This window comes from Stenotrophomonas sp. TWI1149, from assembly GCF_039673155.1.
In the GTDB taxonomy this organism is placed as follows: Bacteria; Pseudomonadota; Gammaproteobacteria; order Xanthomonadales; family Xanthomonadaceae; genus Stenotrophomonas; species Stenotrophomonas maltophilia_AA.
The window spans coordinates 142,736-159,065 of record NZ_JBDJLB010000009.1 but is presented as its reverse complement, the minus strand read 5'-3'; the positions used below and the strand labels follow the sequence as shown (position 1 = coordinate 159,065).

The 16,330-nt window shown below is 68.3% G+C and carries 14 protein-coding genes and 1 riboswitch; of the genes, 8 read left to right on the top strand and 6 right to left on the bottom strand.

What is annotated here, in order from left to right; all coding sequences use genetic code 11:
• Positions 1–211: 211 nt before the first annotated feature.
• Together ABE424_RS12125 and ABE424_RS12120 are read right to left on the bottom strand one after the other, a co-directional pair.
• Complete coding sequence (locus tag ABE424_RS12125) at positions 212–2,776, bottom strand: M14 family zinc carboxypeptidase (RefSeq protein ID WP_346491877.1); 2,565 nt, start codon at positions 2,774–2,776, stop codon at positions 212–214.
• A gap of 90 nt (positions 2,777–2,866) precedes the next feature.
• Positions 2,867–5,512: a TonB-dependent receptor gene (locus ABE424_RS12120; protein ID WP_346491838.1), complete on the bottom strand. Its 2,646-nt coding sequence runs from the start codon at positions 5,510–5,512 to the stop codon at positions 2,867–2,869.
• A 188-nt stretch (positions 5,513–5,700) separates the two neighbouring features.
• On the opposite strand from ABE424_RS12120, the gene queD reads away from it, so the two are divergent.
• Both queD and ABE424_RS12110 read left to right on the top strand, forming a co-directional pair.
• Complete coding sequence (queD, locus tag ABE424_RS12115; RefSeq protein ID WP_176990663.1) at positions 5,701–6,054, top strand: 6-carboxytetrahydropterin synthase QueD; 354 nt, start codon at positions 5,701–5,703, stop codon at positions 6,052–6,054.
• A 129-nt stretch (positions 6,055–6,183) separates the two neighbouring features.
• Complete coding sequence (locus tag ABE424_RS12110; protein WP_346491837.1) at positions 6,184–6,549, top strand: phasin family protein; 366 nt, start codon at positions 6,184–6,186, stop codon at positions 6,547–6,549.
• Between the two features lie 94 nt (positions 6,550–6,643).
• Here the strand turns inward: ABE424_RS12110 and ABE424_RS12105 are convergent, their stop codons facing one another.
• Positions 6,644–8,113: a HAMP domain-containing sensor histidine kinase gene (locus ABE424_RS12105; protein WP_346491836.1), complete on the bottom strand. Its 1,470-nt coding sequence runs from the start codon at positions 8,111–8,113 to the stop codon at positions 6,644–6,646.
• Entirely contained in the window at positions 8,110–8,832 is a 723-nt protein-coding gene (locus ABE424_RS12100; RefSeq protein WP_346491835.1) for a response regulator transcription factor, read from the bottom strand. The genes ABE424_RS12105 and ABE424_RS12100 overlap by 4 nt, the downstream gene beginning before the upstream one ends.
• Before the next feature lie 146 nt (positions 8,833–8,978).
• Here ABE424_RS12100 and msrB point away from each other — a divergent pair, with 146 nt between their 5' ends.
• From msrB to ABE424_RS12080, 4 genes are all read left to right on the top strand, one after another.
• Positions 8,979–9,485: a peptide-methionine (R)-S-oxide reductase MsrB gene (gene msrB / locus ABE424_RS12095; RefSeq protein ID WP_346491834.1), complete on the top strand. Its 507-nt coding sequence runs from the start codon at positions 8,979–8,981 to the stop codon at positions 9,483–9,485.
• A gap of 36 nt (positions 9,486–9,521) precedes the next feature.
• A complete protein-coding gene (locus tag ABE424_RS12090; RefSeq protein WP_346491833.1) occupies positions 9,522–11,282 on the top strand; it encodes a cytochrome c biogenesis protein DipZ in 1,761 nt (586 codons plus the stop codon).
• Positions 11,283–11,293: 11 nt separating this feature from the next.
• The gene (gene msrA / locus ABE424_RS12085; protein WP_346491832.1) at positions 11,294–12,037 is read left to right on the top strand and encodes a peptide-methionine (S)-S-oxide reductase MsrA; all 744 of its coding nucleotides are present in this window, start codon (positions 11,294–11,296) and stop codon (positions 12,035–12,037) included.
• A 154-nt stretch (positions 12,038–12,191) separates the two neighbouring features.
• A complete protein-coding gene (locus ABE424_RS12080; RefSeq protein ID WP_346491831.1) occupies positions 12,192–13,622 on the top strand; it encodes a PLP-dependent aminotransferase family protein in 1,431 nt (476 codons plus the stop codon).
• A gap of 3 nt (positions 13,623–13,625) precedes the next feature.
• Here ABE424_RS12080 and bioD read toward each other — a convergent pair whose 3' ends face one another.
• A complete protein-coding gene (bioD, locus tag ABE424_RS12075) occupies positions 13,626–14,309 on the bottom strand; it encodes a dethiobiotin synthase (RefSeq protein WP_346491830.1) in 684 nt (227 codons plus the stop codon).
• 120 nt (positions 14,310–14,429) lie between these two features.
• On the opposite strand from bioD, the gene ABE424_RS12070 reads away from it, so the two are divergent.
• The gene (locus tag ABE424_RS12070; RefSeq protein WP_088432024.1) at positions 14,430–14,912 is read left to right on the top strand and encodes a GAF domain-containing protein; all 483 of its coding nucleotides are present in this window, start codon (positions 14,430–14,432) and stop codon (positions 14,910–14,912) included.
• Positions 14,909–15,280 (top strand): TfoX/Sxy family protein, encoded by a 372-nt coding sequence (locus ABE424_RS12065; protein ID WP_346478379.1) that lies wholly within the window; start codon positions 14,909–14,911, stop codon positions 15,278–15,280. Before ABE424_RS12070 ends, ABE424_RS12065 begins: the two co-directional genes overlap by 4 nt.
• Before the next feature lie 37 nt (positions 15,281–15,317).
• Here the strand turns inward: ABE424_RS12065 and ABE424_RS12060 are convergent, their stop codons facing one another.
• Positions 15,318–15,896 carry a histidine phosphatase family protein gene (locus ABE424_RS12060; protein ID WP_179461173.1) on the bottom strand — a complete coding sequence of 193 codons (579 nt, stop codon included), beginning with the start codon at positions 15,894–15,896 and terminating at the stop codon, positions 15,318–15,320.
• A 152-nt stretch (positions 15,897–16,048) separates the two neighbouring features.
• Positions 16,049–16,281, top strand: a riboswitch (cobalamin riboswitch).
• Positions 16,282–16,330 lie beyond the last annotated feature (49 nt).

Sequence of the window (16,330 nt, the reverse complement as noted above, 5' to 3'; positions counted from 1 at the left end):
ACGCTCGCGTCCAGCGTGAGCGGGCGCCATCCTATTCTTATTGCGAATGATTCGCAATACGGAATTTTCACAGGGGCTGTGATGGGTGTCCAACAACCGAAAACAGCCGACGTTGGTCGGCTGTGTCGGACACATAGCGGGGGAGGCCAGCGGGTCACCTCGGGTGCGGTCGGGAGCCGGCCAGCGGCCGGCACTACCTGAAGCGGACGCGTCAGCCGCGCGGCTTGGCCGGGTTGAGCTGGTTGCCGAAGAAGATCGCGTTCAACAGCAGGCGCTCGGTGCCGTGCCAGTACTTGCGGTGGGCCGGGTCATCGGCGAACAACACCACGTTGCCCTGCCCCTGCGGCGACACCACCAGCCACGCGGCACCGGCGACGCGGCTGCGGTTGCGCTCGGACAGATAGCCGTTGACCTTGGGCGCCTCATCGATGCGCACCACGGTGGAGAACGGATTGCGGCTGGGCTGGAAGCTCAGGCCGTTCTCCTTGTTCACCGCCAGTTGCCGGCGCGGCACGCCGAAGCCCAGCGGATGGGTGTTGTCCACGTCCGCGCTGAGGATGTTGCCGCTGACGCGCTCGATCGCCGCGATGTCACGCTGGTCACCGAACGCACGCCGCGCTGCTTCCGGCTCTTTCTCCTCCGGCCCCAGCACTTCATCGCTGAGCTTCTGCTCGATCGCCCAGCGCGCGGCGGTGCCGTAGGTGATCAGCGAGCCACCGGCGTTGATCCAGCGCTTGAGCGCCGCGACTGCGGTGGCATCCACGCCGGAGTAGGTGCCGCCGGCCAGGACGATCGTGGTGTAGCGGTCGAGCGTGATCTTGCCCAGCTGGGCCGGGTCGATCTTGCTGGCCGGCAACTGCAGGTGCTGGTCGAGCAGGAACCACGCCGAGCCGATTTCGGTGGCGCTGACGCCCTCGCCCATCACCAGCGCGACCGCCGGCTTGCGCAGCGCCTTGACGCTGTCGCTGCCCAGGTCGATGCCGCCCCGGCTCTGCCCACTCGACAGCGCCTGGATGTGTACGCCACTGCTGCGCGCGACCGCGTCGACCGCGGCGAGCAGTTCGGCGCCTGCCAGCGGCTGGCCTGCAACCGGCACCACGATGCTGCCGTAACCGAACGACTGCTCCCCCTGCGCGGTGGCCGCCGTGAACGGCTGGAACGCGGCGCGGGTCAGCAGACCCTTGGCCTGCAGTGCGTACAGCGCGCGGCTGGCGTTGTAGTCACGCCAATCGAACGCATAGGCGTAGCCCGCCTGGCCACCCGCCACGCCACCGTTCGCGGCCGGCACGCTGGCCACGCGCTCGCCACCGGCGATCCGGCTGCGGCTGGCGGCGAAGGCGATGCCGTAGGCCGGCGCGATCGCGTAGGAGGTGCTGCCGTAGAACACATCGCCCTTGATCGGCGGCGTATCGGCGAAGATCGAATGCACCAGGCGGAACTGCGGTTGCGCGGCCTGGACCACGTAGGCGCTGCCCGGCTCGAAACGCTGGCCGTCCACCGTCACCGGCGCGCTCAGTGCCTGCACGGTGATCTGGTGCTGCAGCAGCAGGTCCAGCAGCCGCTGGGTCAGGCCCGGATCGGCCGCGTCGCCGAACACGAACGACCTCACCGGCTGCTGGTTGGCCTGCTTCAACGCGGACTGGAAGAAGTCCTTCTGCAGCTTCAGCAACCCGTCGCGCTCGGTCACCGCACCACGGACCGTGCCCAGGCCGGTCGCCACCTGGTTGCGGATGGTGAAGCCGAAGGTCAGCAGGCCGTTGACCGATTCCTGCACCCGGCCACGCGAACTCGCCTGCTCGACCGTCACGCCGACCGCGCCGTGGAAGTCCGGATAGGTCGAGCCGTACACCGGCGAGAAGTTGTCGAAGTTTTCCCCGGTGTAGTACAGCGAGCCCAGGGCATCCAGCGACTGCGCGTGGTACTTGGCCAGGGTCTTGTTGAACTCATACGACGATGCCGGAATGAGCGGGCTGTGCATGCTCGCCGGCGACGGTTCGAAGTAGTAGGTGCTGTCCTTGCCCATCTCGTGGAAATCGATCTGGACGTTGGGATACCACTGATGGAAATAGGCGATCTTTGGTCGCGTGTCCTGCTGGGTCAGCGCCAGCCAGTCGCGGTTGAGGTCGGTGAAGTAGTGGTTGGTGCGGCCCTGCGGGAACGGCTCGACGTGTTCCTTGTCGGCCGGGTCGGCCGAGGCCGGCGACGATGCGTAGGCGTTGTGCCAGCTCGCCGCGCGGTCGCGCCCGTCCGGGTTCTGCGCCGGATCGAACAGCACCACCGCCTGCTGCAGCCACTGCGCGGTCTCCGCGCTGCGGTTGGCGACCAGGTAGTAGGCGGTCAGCATCGCCGCTTCACCGCTGGAGGTCTCGTTGCCGTGCACGCTGTAGCCCAGCCACACCACCACCGGGCTGTTGCCGGCGGCCGAGAGCGGCTGCGCCGGATCGGCCAGGGTGACGTGCTGGCGGCGCAGCGTCTCCAGGTTCTGCAGGTTCTGCGCCGAGGTCACCGTGGCGATCAGCAGCGGGCGGCCCTCGTAGCTGCGGCCGATCTCCTCGACCCTGATCTTGTCCGAGTGCCTGGCCAGTTCATTGAAATAGGCGACCAGCTGATCGTGCCGCGTGTAGCGGCTGCCGATCTCATGGCCGAGGAACTGCTGGGGCGTGGGCACGGCCGGATCGAAATCACCGCCGGCCGGGAAGAAGTACGCGCTCTGCGCGGAGGCAGGCGCAGCGAACAGGCACAGCACCAGCGCCAACCAGGCGATGGGAGACAGCAGACGACGTTGCAAAGACACAGCGATTCCCCGAAATGCGGGCCGGTTCCTTCCGGCCCTGTGGATGCGCACGCTCCGGTGCACTGGATGAGGTCAGAAGCGGTAGTCGAAGCCGACCGTGAAGTAGCGGCCGCGCAGGTCGTACTGGCTGAAGTCATACGGCGCGCGGATACCCGGGAACGAGGCGTCGTACGGCGGCTCTTCGTCGGCCAGGTTCTGGATCTTCGCGTACAGGGTCAGCTTGTCGATGCCGGTGTAGCCCAGGTACAGATCGAACTGGTTGTACGCATCGACGCGATCCTGCACGGCGGTGGCCGCGGCGCTGGCCTTCTGGTCGTAGCCGCTGGTGTAGTACCAGGTCAGCGCAGTGCGGAAATCGCCGTAGCTCCAGTCGAAGGTGGTGGTCGCTTTGTTCTTCGGCAGGGTGGCGCCGAGGTTGCTGCCGGCGTAGTCCACCAGCGGACCACCGACCACGGTGGGGCGGCTGTAGTCGCGCACATGGGTGAAGGCGGTGCTCAGGCCGAAGTCGCCGGCACGCGCGGTCGGGAAGCGCTGGCGCAGCTCGACGTCGAAGCCGGAGGTCTTCAGCTCGCTCAGGTTCTGGTAGCGGTTGTAGACCGCCAGCAGCTTGCCGCGCTCATCGCGCTGGACCGCACCGGGCACGTCATCGGTGACCAGGGTCTGGGTGTTGTTGGTGCCGACCAGGTTCTCCAGCTCGATCCGGTAGTAGTCCACGCTCAGGCTGGTGTTGGACCACGGCGAGAGCACGATGCCGGCATTGAAGCTCTTGGTGCGCTCCGGCTTGAGGTCGTTGTTGCCGACGGTGAAGAAGGTCGGGTTCTGCCGCGAACCCGGCACGTCCGGGTCGCGCGGATCGATCACGCTGCCGTAGGCGATGCTGGTGCTGTTGGAGTTCTCCGAGAGCGACGGCGCGCGGAAACCCTTGGAAGCGGCCGCACGCACCAGCAGGATGTCCCACGGCTGCCAGCGCAGGCTCAGCTTGGGCGAGAACGCATCACCGAAATCGCTGTAGTGATCGGCACGCGCCGCGGCCTGCAGTTCAAGGCGCTCGGCCAGCGGCACGTTCACTTCGGCATAGGCGGCGGTGACCTTGCGCTCGCCATGCACTTCGGCGATCGCCGGACGGATCTGCAGGCCGGCATCGATCTGCCAAGGATTGTTGGAATCGAGCTTCTCGCGGCGCCACTCGGCACCGGCGGCGAAGCCGATTTCACCGGCCCAGGTATGGCCGATCGCACCGGAGATCTTCGCGTCCACGCCCTGCAGCACCGACTCGGCCGGGCGCAGCGTGCTGATGTTGATCGCGTTGAGCACGTCCTGCGGAGTGGCCGACGGATTGAGCAGGTTGTAGCTGCCGCTGGCCAGCGCATCGGCCAGCGCGTAGCGGTTGGCGAAGCCGCCGGAGACGGTCTCGCGCTCGCTGCTGCGGGCGCCGAACGCACCGACTTCCCAATCCCAGTTCTGCAGGCTGCCGCGCAGCCCGACCAGGCCGCGGTAGGCCTGCGAGCGGTTGGTCTTGATGGTCGCGCCGAGGTTGAAGAAGGTGTATTCGATCGGCACGGCGCGGCCGTACGGGTTGTACGGGCTGCTCGCCGGCAGATTGGAGGAGACCGGCTCGGCCAGCCCGGTGTCGGCGTTGAGCGCGAAGCGGCCGCTCTCGAGGGTGAAGAACGGGCTGCTGCCGAACCAGGAGACGCCCTTGATGTCGCTGTAGAGCACTTCGCCGAACGCTTCGACGTTGTCGTTCACGCGGAAGGTGCCGTTGACGTAGGCCTGGTAGCGCTTGGTCGAGGGGATCAGCGTGGTGTACGGGGCCTGGTTGAAGCCGCAGGTGTTGCCGGCCAGGCCATCGATCGGCGCGCTGGCAACGAGCGTCGTGCCTTCGGGGCAGTTGCCGCTGGCATCCAGCATCGGCACCGAGGTGCCGTTGACCAGATAGCGTGCGCCCTTGGCCGACCACCCGTTCCAGCGGCCGCCGGGCTTGTCGGTGTAGATGCCGGACTTGGTCAGGTCACGCTGGTCCTGGTCCAGGCGCTCGCGGTTGTAGCCTTCCAGGCTGACCAGGATGTTGTAGCCGTCCGTGTCCAGGTCACCGATGCCGCCGATGAACTTCAGGTTCTGCTCGTCCAGCCCGCCCTGGTCGGCGGTGCCCAGGCTGCCACCGAATTCGGCACCTTCGAAATTCTGCCGGGTGATGATGTTGACCACACCGGCCACGGCATCGGAGCCGTACACGGCGGAGGCACCGTCCTTGAGCACTTCGATGCGCTCCACGGCGACCAGCGGCAGCGCGTTGAGGTTGACGAAGGTGTCGGACAGGCCGCCGGCCGGGAAGCCGTAGTTGGCCAGGCGGCGGCCATTGAGCAGCACCAGGGTGTTCTTCTGCGACAGGCCGCGCAGGCCGATGCCGGCCGAGCCGGAGGCCCAGCCGTTGTTGGTGGTTTCGTTGGCGGCGTTGCCGGTGTTGGCCGAGATCGAGCGCAGCAGGTCGGCGACGGTGGCCTTGCCGGTCTCCTCCAGCTGCTGGCGCTCGATCACCTGTACCGGGTTGGCCGACTCGGTATCGGTGCGCTTGATGTTGGACCCGGTGACCCGCACGGCGGCGAGGGTCTTGCTGTCGCCGGTGGCGGCGGCATCGGGGGCGGCGTCGGCGAACGCGGTCAAAGGCGTTGCCAGAGCGACGGACAACGCCGCTACAAGAAGAGTGTGCTTGGGCATGAACTTCAGTGGGGTGGTGGACGACAAGTTCCGCAGTAGTCCATGCCTGGCTGAACCACGGCCAATAACATCTCTTCATACGGATATAAGAGAAACTAACATCTCTTCATCCGGATGGAAATGTTTTCGTGAGCAACAATTAACGCGCCGGGCCTGCTGGACCCCCGGCCCACCGCTACAATGCGGCCATGGAAATCTTCAAAGTCTTTACCCTCGAGGCCGCTCACCACCTCCCCAACGTGCCGCCGGGCCACAAGTGCGCGCGCCTGCACGGCCACTCGTTCCGGGTGGAACTCAAGGTCGAGGGGGAGCCTGGCGAGCAGACCGGCTGGATCATGGATTTCGGCGACGTCAAAGCCGCCTTCCAGCCGATCTACGACCGCCTGGACCACCACTACCTCAACGACATTCCCGGCCTGGAGAACCCGACCAGCGAACGGCTGGCGATCTGGATCTGGAACGAACTCAAGCCGGCCCTGCCCGAGCTGAGCGAAGTCACCGTGCACGAAACCTGCACCTCCGGCTGCCGCTATCGCGGTTGATCCGGCGGCGCAACCCATTGATCTTTAAACCATTCACCTCAAACCGGACCACAACGGGCAACGAAATGTTGCAATGCAATATTTTCGGCGTATGCTGCATTGCATCAACGTTCTCGAGCCGTCCTGACCATGGCGTCCGCGTTCACCGATTCCTTCAGCGACTACACCCGCCAGCTGGCCGCTACGGCCACGCGTGCCAACCGGCTCGCACTGGAAAATGCCGAGAGCATGTTCGGGGTGCAGTTGAAGACGCTGGAGAAGAACATCACCGCCACCAGCGGGTTCTTCGGTGAAATCGTGCAGTCACAGGATGCCGGCACGCTGCAGTCGCTGCTGCCCAAGGGCGCGCAACTGGCACGTGACAACCTCGCCCGTTGGACCAGCGCCAGCCGGGAAGTGGCAGGCTTGGGGCTGAAGGCCTCCGAAGCCTTCGGCGAACTCGCCCGGCAGCCGTTCGCGGCCGCCACGCCCAGCGCAGGCAAGACGCGCGGCTGAGCCGGACAACATCGAATTTGCGTGGGTCCCTCCCCCCACGCAATCCCAGACCCGACAGAACCCTCCCTCTGTCGGGTCTTTTTTTTGTCCGGCGTTACTGCCGCGTCGTCGGCAGCGAGAACACGAACAGCGCCCCGTCACCACTGTCCAGCAGACGGATGTCACGCCCGTGCAGCTGCAGGATGCGATGCACGATCAACAGGCCCAGCCCGCCGCTGTCCGGCCGCTGGCTGCCCAGTGCCGGCATCGCGGTGAACAGGGTGTCGCGCCGGTCGGGGGCGATGCCGCGGCCCGTGTCGGCCACGCGGATCTGCACCTCGCCCTCGGCCGCGCGCAGGGTCACGGTGATACGGCCACCTTCCGGCGTATGCCGGATGGCGTTGTCCAGCAGGTTGGTCAGCACCCGCTCGATCAACGCCAGATCCGCGACCACCGGCGGCACACCGGGCGGGATGTCGGCGCCCAGCGTCTGCCGGCGTGACTCGGCCGCCAGCTCGAACTTCTGGAACACATCCTGGATCAGATCCGGCAGCGAGAAGGCCTGGCGGTCGAGCACCACCCCGCCGTGCTCCAGCCGGGCCAGCTCGAACAGGGCCTGGGCCAGGCGCCCGACCTTGTGGCTCTGCGACAGGGCGATCGAGAGATAGCGCTGGCGCTCGTCGGCGCTGAGCGTGGCGTCCTTGAGTGCCAGTGTTTCCAGGTAGCCGTGCAGCGACGACAGCGGCGTGCGCAGGTCATGGGAAATGTTGGCGACCAGCTCGCGCCGCTGCAGGTCCTGCTGGCGCAGCTGCTGCCACTGCTCGCCGAGTCGCTGGGCCATGTGGCCGAAGCTGTGCTGCAGGATCGCCAGCTCGTCGCGCTCGCCGGCACGCAACGGGGCCGGCGGCGGCGCGGCATCCGGCGTGGCGGTGTCGACATCGAAGGACTGGATGCGCCGGGTCAGCTGGAGCAGGGGGCGGGTCACCCAGCGGAACGCGACCAGGCCGGCAAGCAGCCCAACGACCGCGACGATCGCCAGCGACCACAACGTCGTGCGCAGCGTGCTGTTGGCAGCGATGTTGGCGGCGAGTGCTTCGCGCTGCTCACCGACCAGCACCACGTAGATGTACCCCGCCTGCCGTCCCTGCACCCACAGCGGCGCCGCATTGAACACCTTGCGGCCGGTCGCACTGCGTGGGTCGTCGCCGAGGATCGGCAGCGGCTCATCGCGCAGCAGCGCCTGCACCGGACCCAGATCGACCCGGGCCCGTTTCAGATGCCCCTCCGGCGCGTCGTGGCCCAAGATGCGCCCCTGGTCGTCGAGCAGGTATACCTCCACGCTCGGGTTGACCGCCATCAGCTTGCCGAACAGTGCGCGCACTTCGCCATTGCGCATGCCGCGGCCGTCCATCAGCTCGCCACTGCGCGCGATGTGTTCGGCCAGCCCGCGCGACAGGCGCTGCACGGTCTCCTGCTCATGCACGGCGGTGCTGCGCATCTGGATCCACAGCAGCGCGCTCCCGCACAGCAACAGCAGCGCGAAGAACACGGCGGACAGGCGTTGCGACAGCGTGAGCCGGATCATGCGCCTGCGCCCTCGTTGGCATCGACCAGTTTGTAACCGCGCCCCCACACCGTCTGGATGCGTTGCGGGTTCGCCGCGTCGCGCTCGATCTTGTTGCGCAGCCGGTTGATGTGGGTGTTGACGGTGTGCTCGTAGCCGTCGTGCTGGTAGCCCCAGACCTGGTTGAGCAGGTCCATGCGCGAGTACACCTGGCCGGGATGGCGGGCGAAGAAGTACAGCAGGTCGAATTCGCGCGGGGTCAGTTCCAGCGCGCGGCCGTCGAGCAGCGCCGTGCGCGCGACCGGATCGATACGCAGCCCGGCGACGTCGATCTCACCCGCATCGATGCGCGCGTTCTGCGCCATCGCCTCGACCCGGCGCAGCAGCGCTTTCACGCGTGCCACCAGTTCCAGCATCGAGAAGGGCTTGGCCAGGTAGTCGTCCGCGCCCAGCTCCAGGCCGAGAATGCGGTGCACTTCGCTGGCACGCGCACTGGTGATGATGATCGGCGTGTAGCGCGTCATGGCACGGGCGCGCTTGCAGATCTCCAGCCCGTCCACGCCGGGCAGCATCAGGTCGAGCACGAGGGCGCTCCAGGGTTGCGCTTCGAGCAGGGCCAGGCCTTCGTCGCCGGTGGCGGCATGGGTGACCTCATAGCCTTCATCGCGCAGGTGCATGCGCAGCAGGTTGGCAATGTGGACATCGTCTTCGACGATCAGGACGCGCTTGGCACTGCTCATCGGCTCGGGGGGCGGCAGGAGGGCATGGCGTCATTGTCGACGGATCGCGACCGGAATGTGTCACGGAAAATTTAACCCTGCGTGAGGATTCGTTGACCGGCCCGGGCGCAGCATGGCCGCATCGTTCCCGTGCCCGGAGATCGGCCATGCGTTACACACGTCGCAATGTGCTTGGAATGGGTGGCATGGCCGCCGCGGCCGGCCTGTTCGGACTGACCGCCTGCAGCGGGCCCGCCCCGGCCGCCCCCGCCGCGCCTGCGCGCCAGTTCGAGGTCATGCGCAGCGATGAGCAGTGGCGCGAACAGCTCACCCCGGCCCAGTACAGCGTGCTGCGCCGGCAGAGCACCGAACGGCCGTTCAGCAGCCCCCTCAACAAGGAGCACCGGCGCGGCACCTTCACCTGTGCCGGGTGCGCGTTGCCGCTGTTCTCCTCCTCCACCAAGTTCGACAGCGGTACCGGCTGGCCCAGCTTCTGGGCACCGCTGCACGATGCCGTCGGCGAAGACCGCGACACCACGCTGGGCATGGTGCGTGTCGAGGCGCACTGCCGGCGTTGCGGTGGCCACCTCGGCCACGTCTTCGATGACGGCCCGCGCCCGACCGGCCTGCGCTACTGCATGAACGGCGTGGCCATGAATTTCGTCGCGGCCTGAGCGCCGCACTTCCCCGCGTCATAGAAGGACCTCTCCATGCTTCTGCTCGTGCTGGCCTACCTCGGTGGCGTGCTCACCATCCTCAGCCCCTGCATTCTGCCGGTGCTGCCGTTCGTGTTCGCCCGCTCGGACCGCCCCTTCCTGCGCAGCGGGCTGCCGCTGCTGATCGGCATGGCCTTGATGTTCGCCGTGGTCGCCAGCCTGGCGGCGGTGAGCAGCCAGTGGGTGGCGCAGGCCAACCAGATCGGGCGCTGGATCGCGCTGGTGGTGATGGCGGTGTTCGCGCTGGCGCTGCTGTGGCCGGCGCTGGCCGATCGCCTGCTGTCGCCATTCCAGCGGCTGGGCGCGCGGCTGAGCGCCTCGGCCGATGCGGCCAGTGATGCGGGGCGCGGGGGCGTTGGCACCTCGCTGCTGATCGGCATCGCCACCGGCCTGCTGTGGGCGCCGTGCGCGGGTCCGATCCTCGGCCTGATCCTGACGGGTGCGGCGCTGCAGGGCGCCAGTGTCGGCACCAGCGGACTGCTGCTGGCCTATGCGCTGGGTGCGGCGACCTCGCTGGCGCTGGCGATCTGGATCGGCGGGCGCGTGTTCGCCGCGCTCAAGCGCCGCCTTGGCGTAGGCGAGTGGGTGCGTCGTGGGTTGGGCATCGCGGCGTTGCTGGCGGTGGTCGCCATTGCGATGGGCTGGGATACCGGCGTGCTGACCCGGCTGTCCACGGTCAGCACCGCCAAGCTGGAACAGGGCCTGCTCGACGTGCTGCCGACGCAGGAGCCGCCGGCCGGCGGCGCGATGATGCGCGCCGCCGGCAGCGTGCCCGGAGCACCGCTGCCGGTGGAAGGCACGTTGCCTTCGCTGGCCGGCGCCACCGGCTGGCTCAACAGCCCGCCGCTGGATGCGCAGGCGCTGCGCGGCAAGGTGGTGCTGGTCGATTTCTGGACGTACTCCTGCATCAACTGCCTGCGTGCCATGCCTTACGTCCGCGAGTGGGCCGAGCGCTACCGCGACCACGGGCTGGTGGTGATCGGCGTGCATGCGCCGGAGTTCGCCTTCGAGCGCAACCTGGCCAACGTGCAGCGCGCGGTGAAGGATCTGAAGGTCACCTACCCGGTGGCGATCGACAACGACTTCGCGATCTGGCGCGGCTTCAACAACAAGTACTGGCCGGCGCACTACTTCATCGATGCGCAGGGCCGGATCCGCGCGCATCACTTCGGCGAGGGCAACTACGCGCAGTCCGAGCAGATCATCCGCCAGCTGCTGCGCGAGGCCGGCAACACGCTGCCCGGTGACGATGCACCGGTGGCGATGGCGCTGGACGGCGTGGCGCGCCAGGCCGACATGGACAACCTCAAGTCGCCCGAGACCTACCTCGGCCATGCGCGCGCCGAGAACTTCGCTTCGCCCGGTGGGCAGCGCCACGATCAACCCGCCGACTACACCGTGCCCACCACGCTGCAGCACAACCAGTGGGCACTGGCCGGACGCTGGACCGTGGGCAACGAGGATGCCCGGCTGGAAGCGCCCGGTGGCCGGATCGCCTTCCGCTTCCATGCCCGCGACCTGCATCTGGTGCTGGCCCCGGCCGAAGACGGCAAACCGGTGCGCTTCCGCGTCCGCATCGACGGCCAGCCGCCGGGCGCCGCGGCCGGCGGGGACGTCTCGGCCGACGGTGAGGGCCGGGTCGATGAGAACCGTCTGTATCAGCTGATCCGCCAGTCCGGCGCCGTGCAGGAGCGCAGCTTCGAGATCGAGTTCCTCGATCCGGGCGTGCACGCCTACGCCTTTACGTTTGGGTGAGGAGCCATCGCATGAAGATCGCAATCGACAAACTCGTGGCCGGCGGCATCGCTGTCGCCATCGCCGCACTCACCGTCAGCGTGGTGGTGGGTCTTGATCGGCCGGCACATGCTGCAGCGGCCGCCACGACGGTGGCCGTCCCGGCGCCCACCGGCACCGCGGACCTGCGCCAGCCCGGGGTGAAGCGCGCCCAGGTGGTGTTCGCCGGCGGCTGCTTCTGGGGCGTGCAGGGCGTGTTCCAGCACATCAAGGGCGTGGACAACGCGCTCTCCGGCTACATCGGCGGCAGCGCGGCGAACGCGACCTACCCGCGCGTCGGCAGTGGCGGCACCGGTCATGCCGAGGCGGTGCAGGTCACCTACGACCCCGCGCAGGTGAGCTACGGCCAGTTGATGCAGGTGTTCTTCTCGGTGGCCCACGACCCGACCCAGCTCAACCGGCAGGGCCCGGACCGTGGCACCCAGTACCGCTCGGCGGTGTATGCCGACGACGCGGCCCAGCGGGGTGCGACCCGCGCCTACATCGCCCAGTTGCAGCAGGCCAAGACCTACGCCGCGCCGGTGGTGACCCAGGTCGAGGGCGGCAAACCGTTCTTCGCCGCCGAGGGCTACCACCAGAACTACCTCACGCTGCATCCGGAATCGCTGTACATCCGGATCAACGACCTGCCCAAGGTCGTCGCGCTGAAACAGCAGTTCCCGGCGCTCTACCGTGAGCAGCCGCGCCTGGTGAGCACCACCATTTCAGCGCGCTGACCGCGCGGGAACACAAGAAAAGACGCACGGCACACAAGATCCTGCCGTGCGTGGGGGAAGTCTGGAAGCGCATGGTAGGCTGGCGCCGGACGCGGATACAGATGCAGATGACTGGCATCCGCACGGTTACAGATTTCCATGGATGCAGCTGCCGATGGCGACCAACCTCTACCAGTCCCTGGCCGATGAAATGGCCGATGCGATCCGCAGCGGACGGCTGCCGGTCGGCACCCGCCTGCCATCGCTGCGCGGACTGGCGACGCAGCGCAGTCTCAGCCTCAACACGGTGATCGCGGCGTATCGGCAGCTCGAGGATGCCGGGCTGGTGTTGCCGCGGCCCAAGGCCGGCTTCGTGGTCAGCCCGCGCCTGCCCGAGCCCACGCAGTCGCTGCGGCAGGCGCCCTCGCCGCCGACCGCCCCTGCACAGCAGGCGATGATGGCGCGCGTGCTGGCCGCGCAGCAGCAGCCGGGCATCGTCGACCTGGCCTTCGCCGGGCCGCGCGGCAAGCGCTTCTATCCCGGTGCGCAGCTGGCCCGCCGCACCGCGCAGGTGCTGCGCCGTGCGGCCACCACCGTGGAAACCTATGCCCGCCCGAATGGCGCGGCACGCCTGCTGACGCAGATCGTGCAGCGTGGGCCGCGGCTGGGGCTGCACACCACCACCGACCGGCTGGTGCTCACCCATGGCGCCATGGAAGCGCTGCAGCTCGCGCTGCGTGTGGTAACGAAGCCCGGCGATGCGGTCGCGATCGAGGCGCCGTCGTACTTCAACATCTATCCGCTGCTGCGCAGCCTGGGCCTGCGCGCGATCGAACTGCCGACCCATCCGCGCGACGGGCTCGATCTGGACGCGCTGGAAGCGCTGCTCGATGCCGGCGGCATTGCCGCGATCATGGCCATGCCGACCGTGCACAATCCGCTCGGCGGCAGCATGCCGGTGCCGAACAAGCAGCGCCTGGCCGCGCTGGTGAACCACTACCAGGTGCCGTTGATCGAAGACGCGGTGTACGCCGAACTGCAGTTCAAGGAGCCGCTGGAACCGCTCGCCAAGAGTTTCGACCGCGAGGGCTGGATCATGGTCTGCAGCGGATTCTCGAAAACGCTCGCGCCGGACTACCGCATCGGCTGGCTCGACGGCGGACGCTTCGCCGCCGATATCCAACTGCTCAAGTTCCACTCCTCGGGCGCCGAATCACGCCTGCTCGGCGATGCGGTGGCCGCGTTCCTGGAAGCCGGCAACTACGAGCATCACCTGCGTGGGCTGCGCCGGCTCTACAGCGATCAGGTCAGCCACGTGCGCGGCCTGATCGCGCAGCATTTCCCGCCGGGCACGTCGGCCACCCAGCCGACCGGCGGCTTCCTGCTGTGGGTGGAGCTGCCCGCGGCGATCGATGCCGGGGAGCTGTTCGAGCAGGCGCTGGCCGAGGGCGTGGTGTTCATGCCGGGCCAGGTGTACTCGCGCGGTGCGCGCTACCGGCATTGCCTGCGCCTGTCCTGCTGCCAGGAGCTGGACGAGCGGTTCACCGGCGCCATCGCCACGGTCGGTCGGTTGGCCACGGCGCTGCTGACCCGCGCGGACGGCTGACGCTCAGAACACCAGACGGTCGGCCAGGCTGGCCGGGTCCGCGCCCGGCGCATACGGCAGCCGCCCCCAGCACGGCATCGACAGCCGCGCGGTGAGCAGCGCGATGTTCTCATCCCGTCGTGCCATGGTCGGATCCACCTCGTTGGCGATCCAGCCGATGCAGCGCGCGCCCTGGGCCGCGATCGCGTCGGCGGTGAGCCGCGCGTGGTTGAGGCAGCCCAGGCGCAGGCCGACCACCATCACCACCGGCAGCTCCAGTGCATGTACCAGGTCGCCCTGGTCCAGCGTGGCCGACAGCGGTGCCAGCCAGCCGCCCACACCCTCGACCACCACCGTATCGGCGCTGGCGCGCAGGCGTGCGAACGCCGCTTCGATCGGGGCCAGCGACAGCTGCACGCCCGCCTCCGCGGCGGCGATCTCCGGGGCCAGCGGCTGCTCCAGCGCGAACGGGTTGAGGTCGTCGTATGCCGGCGCCGGCACGCTGGCTGCCAGCAGGGCGGTGGCATCCTCGTTGCGCAGGCCCTCGGGCGTGCGCTCGCAGCCGCTGGCGACCGGCTTCATGCCCACGGCGGTGCCGCCGTGGCGGCGCAGGGCATGCAGCAGTACGCAGCTGCTGAAGGTCTTGCCGATGCCGGTATCGGTACCGGTGACGAACACGGCGGCAGGGCGCGGCGCAGGCAGGGACATGGGGGAACGACCGGAAGCGGAAACGCGCCATTATCCGCCGTCCCGGCAGCGCCGCCACGCGGTCCGCTGCGTTCCGTCGGGCCCGGCGCAGACGGGCGTGCAGCTTGGTAGACTGCGGCCATGTTCGATACTTCCACGCTCACCGGCAGCAAGCCGGAACAGTACGGCCAGCTGCTGGCCCAGGCCCGCGCTCTAGTGCACGGCGAGCGCGACCGCATCGCCAATGCGGCCAACCTGTCAGCGCTGGTCTACCACGCCCTGCCGCACCTGAACTGGGTGGGCTTCTACTTCTTCGACGGCAAGGAACTGGTCGTCGGCCCGTTCCAGGGCCTGCCGGCCTGCGTCCGCATTCCGCTCGACAAGGGCGTGTGTGGCGCCGCGGCCTCGCAGCGCGTGACCCAGCGCATCGAAGACGTCGACGCGTTCCCGGGCCACATTGCCTGCGACTCGGCCTCGCGCTCGGAACTGGTCGTGCCGCTGGTCCACAACGGTGACCTGGTCGGCGTGTTCGATCTGGACAGTCCCTCGCTGGCACGCTTCGATGCCGAGGACCAGGCCGGTCTGGAAGCGATCGCCGCCGTGTTCGTCGAGGCCCTGGGATGAGTGGCGTCAAGCTGCGCAACATCGGCCCGAAGAGCGCAGCCTGGCTGCGTCAGGTCGGTCTGCGTACGCCGGAAGACCTGGTGGCGGTCGGTGCGGTCGGTGCCTTCGTCAAGGTCCGCCGCGCTGGCTTCAAGCCCAGCTTGAACCTGCTCTACTCGCTGGAAGGCGCGCTGCAGGACTGCCACTGGCAGGAACTGCCGGAGGCACGCCGCGCTGTGCTGGTGGCCGAGTACGAAGCGATCATCGCCGACCAGCCGCTGAAGAAGGCCCCCCCTGCCTCCGGTCCGGTCTATGACCGCACGGTGGAGCATCGCGACGATGACGGCGACGAAGCACCGCCGTTCGAGGTCGACGACGACAACCGCTGATCCGCGGGCACCGATATACCGTCGGTATCCGCGTGCTTCACACCTGCTGCAGCTCCAGCAGTTCGCCCCACAGCCGATCATCCTCGCGCTCCACGCGCAGGCGCAGCCGTGTGCCGTGATCGATGCGCAGCGCCCAGCACATCGCCATCGGCAGACCGCACACCTGCGACAGCACCATCCGCAGCGGCCCGCCATGACTGACGATCAGGGTCGGCACCGGGTCCGGGTCATCCAGCAACCGATGCAGGCCACGCGCGATGCGACGCTCGAAATGGCCCCAGCTTTCCCCGTGCGGCGGTGGATTGGCGTGCGGGTCCAGATGGAACGCCGACAGCGCGTCCATCGGCAGCGCCTCCAGGGCAAGGCCATCCCAGTCGCCGAAGTCGAGTTCCTCCCATTCTTCGTCGGCCTCCACGTCCACCGCGTGGAGAGCGGCCAGCGCCTCGGCGCTCGAGCGTGCACGCTGCCGCGGCGAGGACAGCACGCGCTGCCAGGACAGCCCGGCATAGCGCGCGCACATGGCCTCGGTCGCGCCCTCGTGCAGCGGCGGATCGGTGCGGCCATCCAGATGATCGTCGCGGCCGGTGCTGGCATGGCGGATCAGGTCGAGGATCATGCCCGCCCCCCTCTGCTGCCCGCTGCGGCCGGCCAGTGAAGGTCACGGGCGTCGGTGCCGGGGTGCTGCAACCACGTTGGGGTCATGGAGATCACATCGAAAAAGCGAGGCGCATTCTAACCGGTGCGCTCCACCGGCCCGGCCGATGGCTTAGACTGCGCCCACTTTCAGGTGACCCGGGGCTGCAAGGCCGCCAGGTTGAAACGGGAAGCCGGTGACGCGTCAGGCTTTGTGCCACGCCGCCACTCCGGCGCTGCCCCCGCAACGGTAAGCGTGGAAACACCAGGCACTACGCCACTGTGCTCCGGCATGGGAAGGCGCCTGGCACGATGGCACCGCCATCGACCCGCGAGCCCGGAGACCGGCCTGGAAGACGACTGGTTGCGATGCGGCGGGCATGGCGGCGGCAAGCCGGCGCCTGCGCGCCCGCCCAC

Bases quoted from the DNA above. Each gene is read 5' to 3' on its own strand.
- ABE424_RS12105 (WP_346491836.1), bottom strand. From the start codon at position 8,113: ATGATCCGGCTCACGCTGTCGCAACGCCTGTCCGCCGTGTTCTTCGCG.
- ABE424_RS12110 (WP_346491837.1), top strand. From the start codon at position 6,184: ATGGCGTCCGCGTTCACCGATTCCTTCAGCGACTACACCCGCCAGCTG.
- queD (WP_176990663.1), top strand. From the start codon at position 5,701: ATGGAAATCTTCAAAGTCTTTACCCTCGAGGCCGCTCACCACCTCCCC.
- ABE424_RS12060 (WP_179461173.1), bottom strand. From the start codon at position 15,896: ATGATCCTCGACCTGATCCGCCATGCCAGCACCGGCCGCGACGATCAT.
- ABE424_RS12100 (WP_346491835.1), bottom strand. From the start codon at position 8,832: ATGAGCAGTGCCAAGCGCGTCCTGATCGTCGAAGACGATGTCCACATT.
- ABE424_RS12120 (WP_346491838.1), bottom strand. From the start codon at position 5,512: ATGCCCAAGCACACTCTTCTTGTAGCGGCGTTGTCCGTCGCTCTGGCA.
- ABE424_RS12080 (WP_346491831.1), top strand. From the start codon at position 12,192: ATGGCGACCAACCTCTACCAGTCCCTGGCCGATGAAATGGCCGATGCG.
- ABE424_RS12090 (WP_346491833.1), top strand. From the start codon at position 9,522: ATGCTTCTGCTCGTGCTGGCCTACCTCGGTGGCGTGCTCACCATCCTC.
- ABE424_RS12070 (WP_088432024.1), top strand. From the start codon at position 14,430: ATGTTCGATACTTCCACGCTCACCGGCAGCAAGCCGGAACAGTACGGC.
- bioD (WP_346491830.1), bottom strand. From the start codon at position 14,309: ATGTCCCTGCCTGCGCCGCGCCCTGCCGCCGTGTTCGTCACCGGTACC.
- ABE424_RS12065 (WP_346478379.1), top strand. From the start codon at position 14,909: ATGAGTGGCGTCAAGCTGCGCAACATCGGCCCGAAGAGCGCAGCCTGG.
- msrA (WP_346491832.1), top strand. From the start codon at position 11,294: ATGAAGATCGCAATCGACAAACTCGTGGCCGGCGGCATCGCTGTCGCC.
- msrB (WP_346491834.1), top strand. From the start codon at position 8,979: ATGCGTTACACACGTCGCAATGTGCTTGGAATGGGTGGCATGGCCGCC.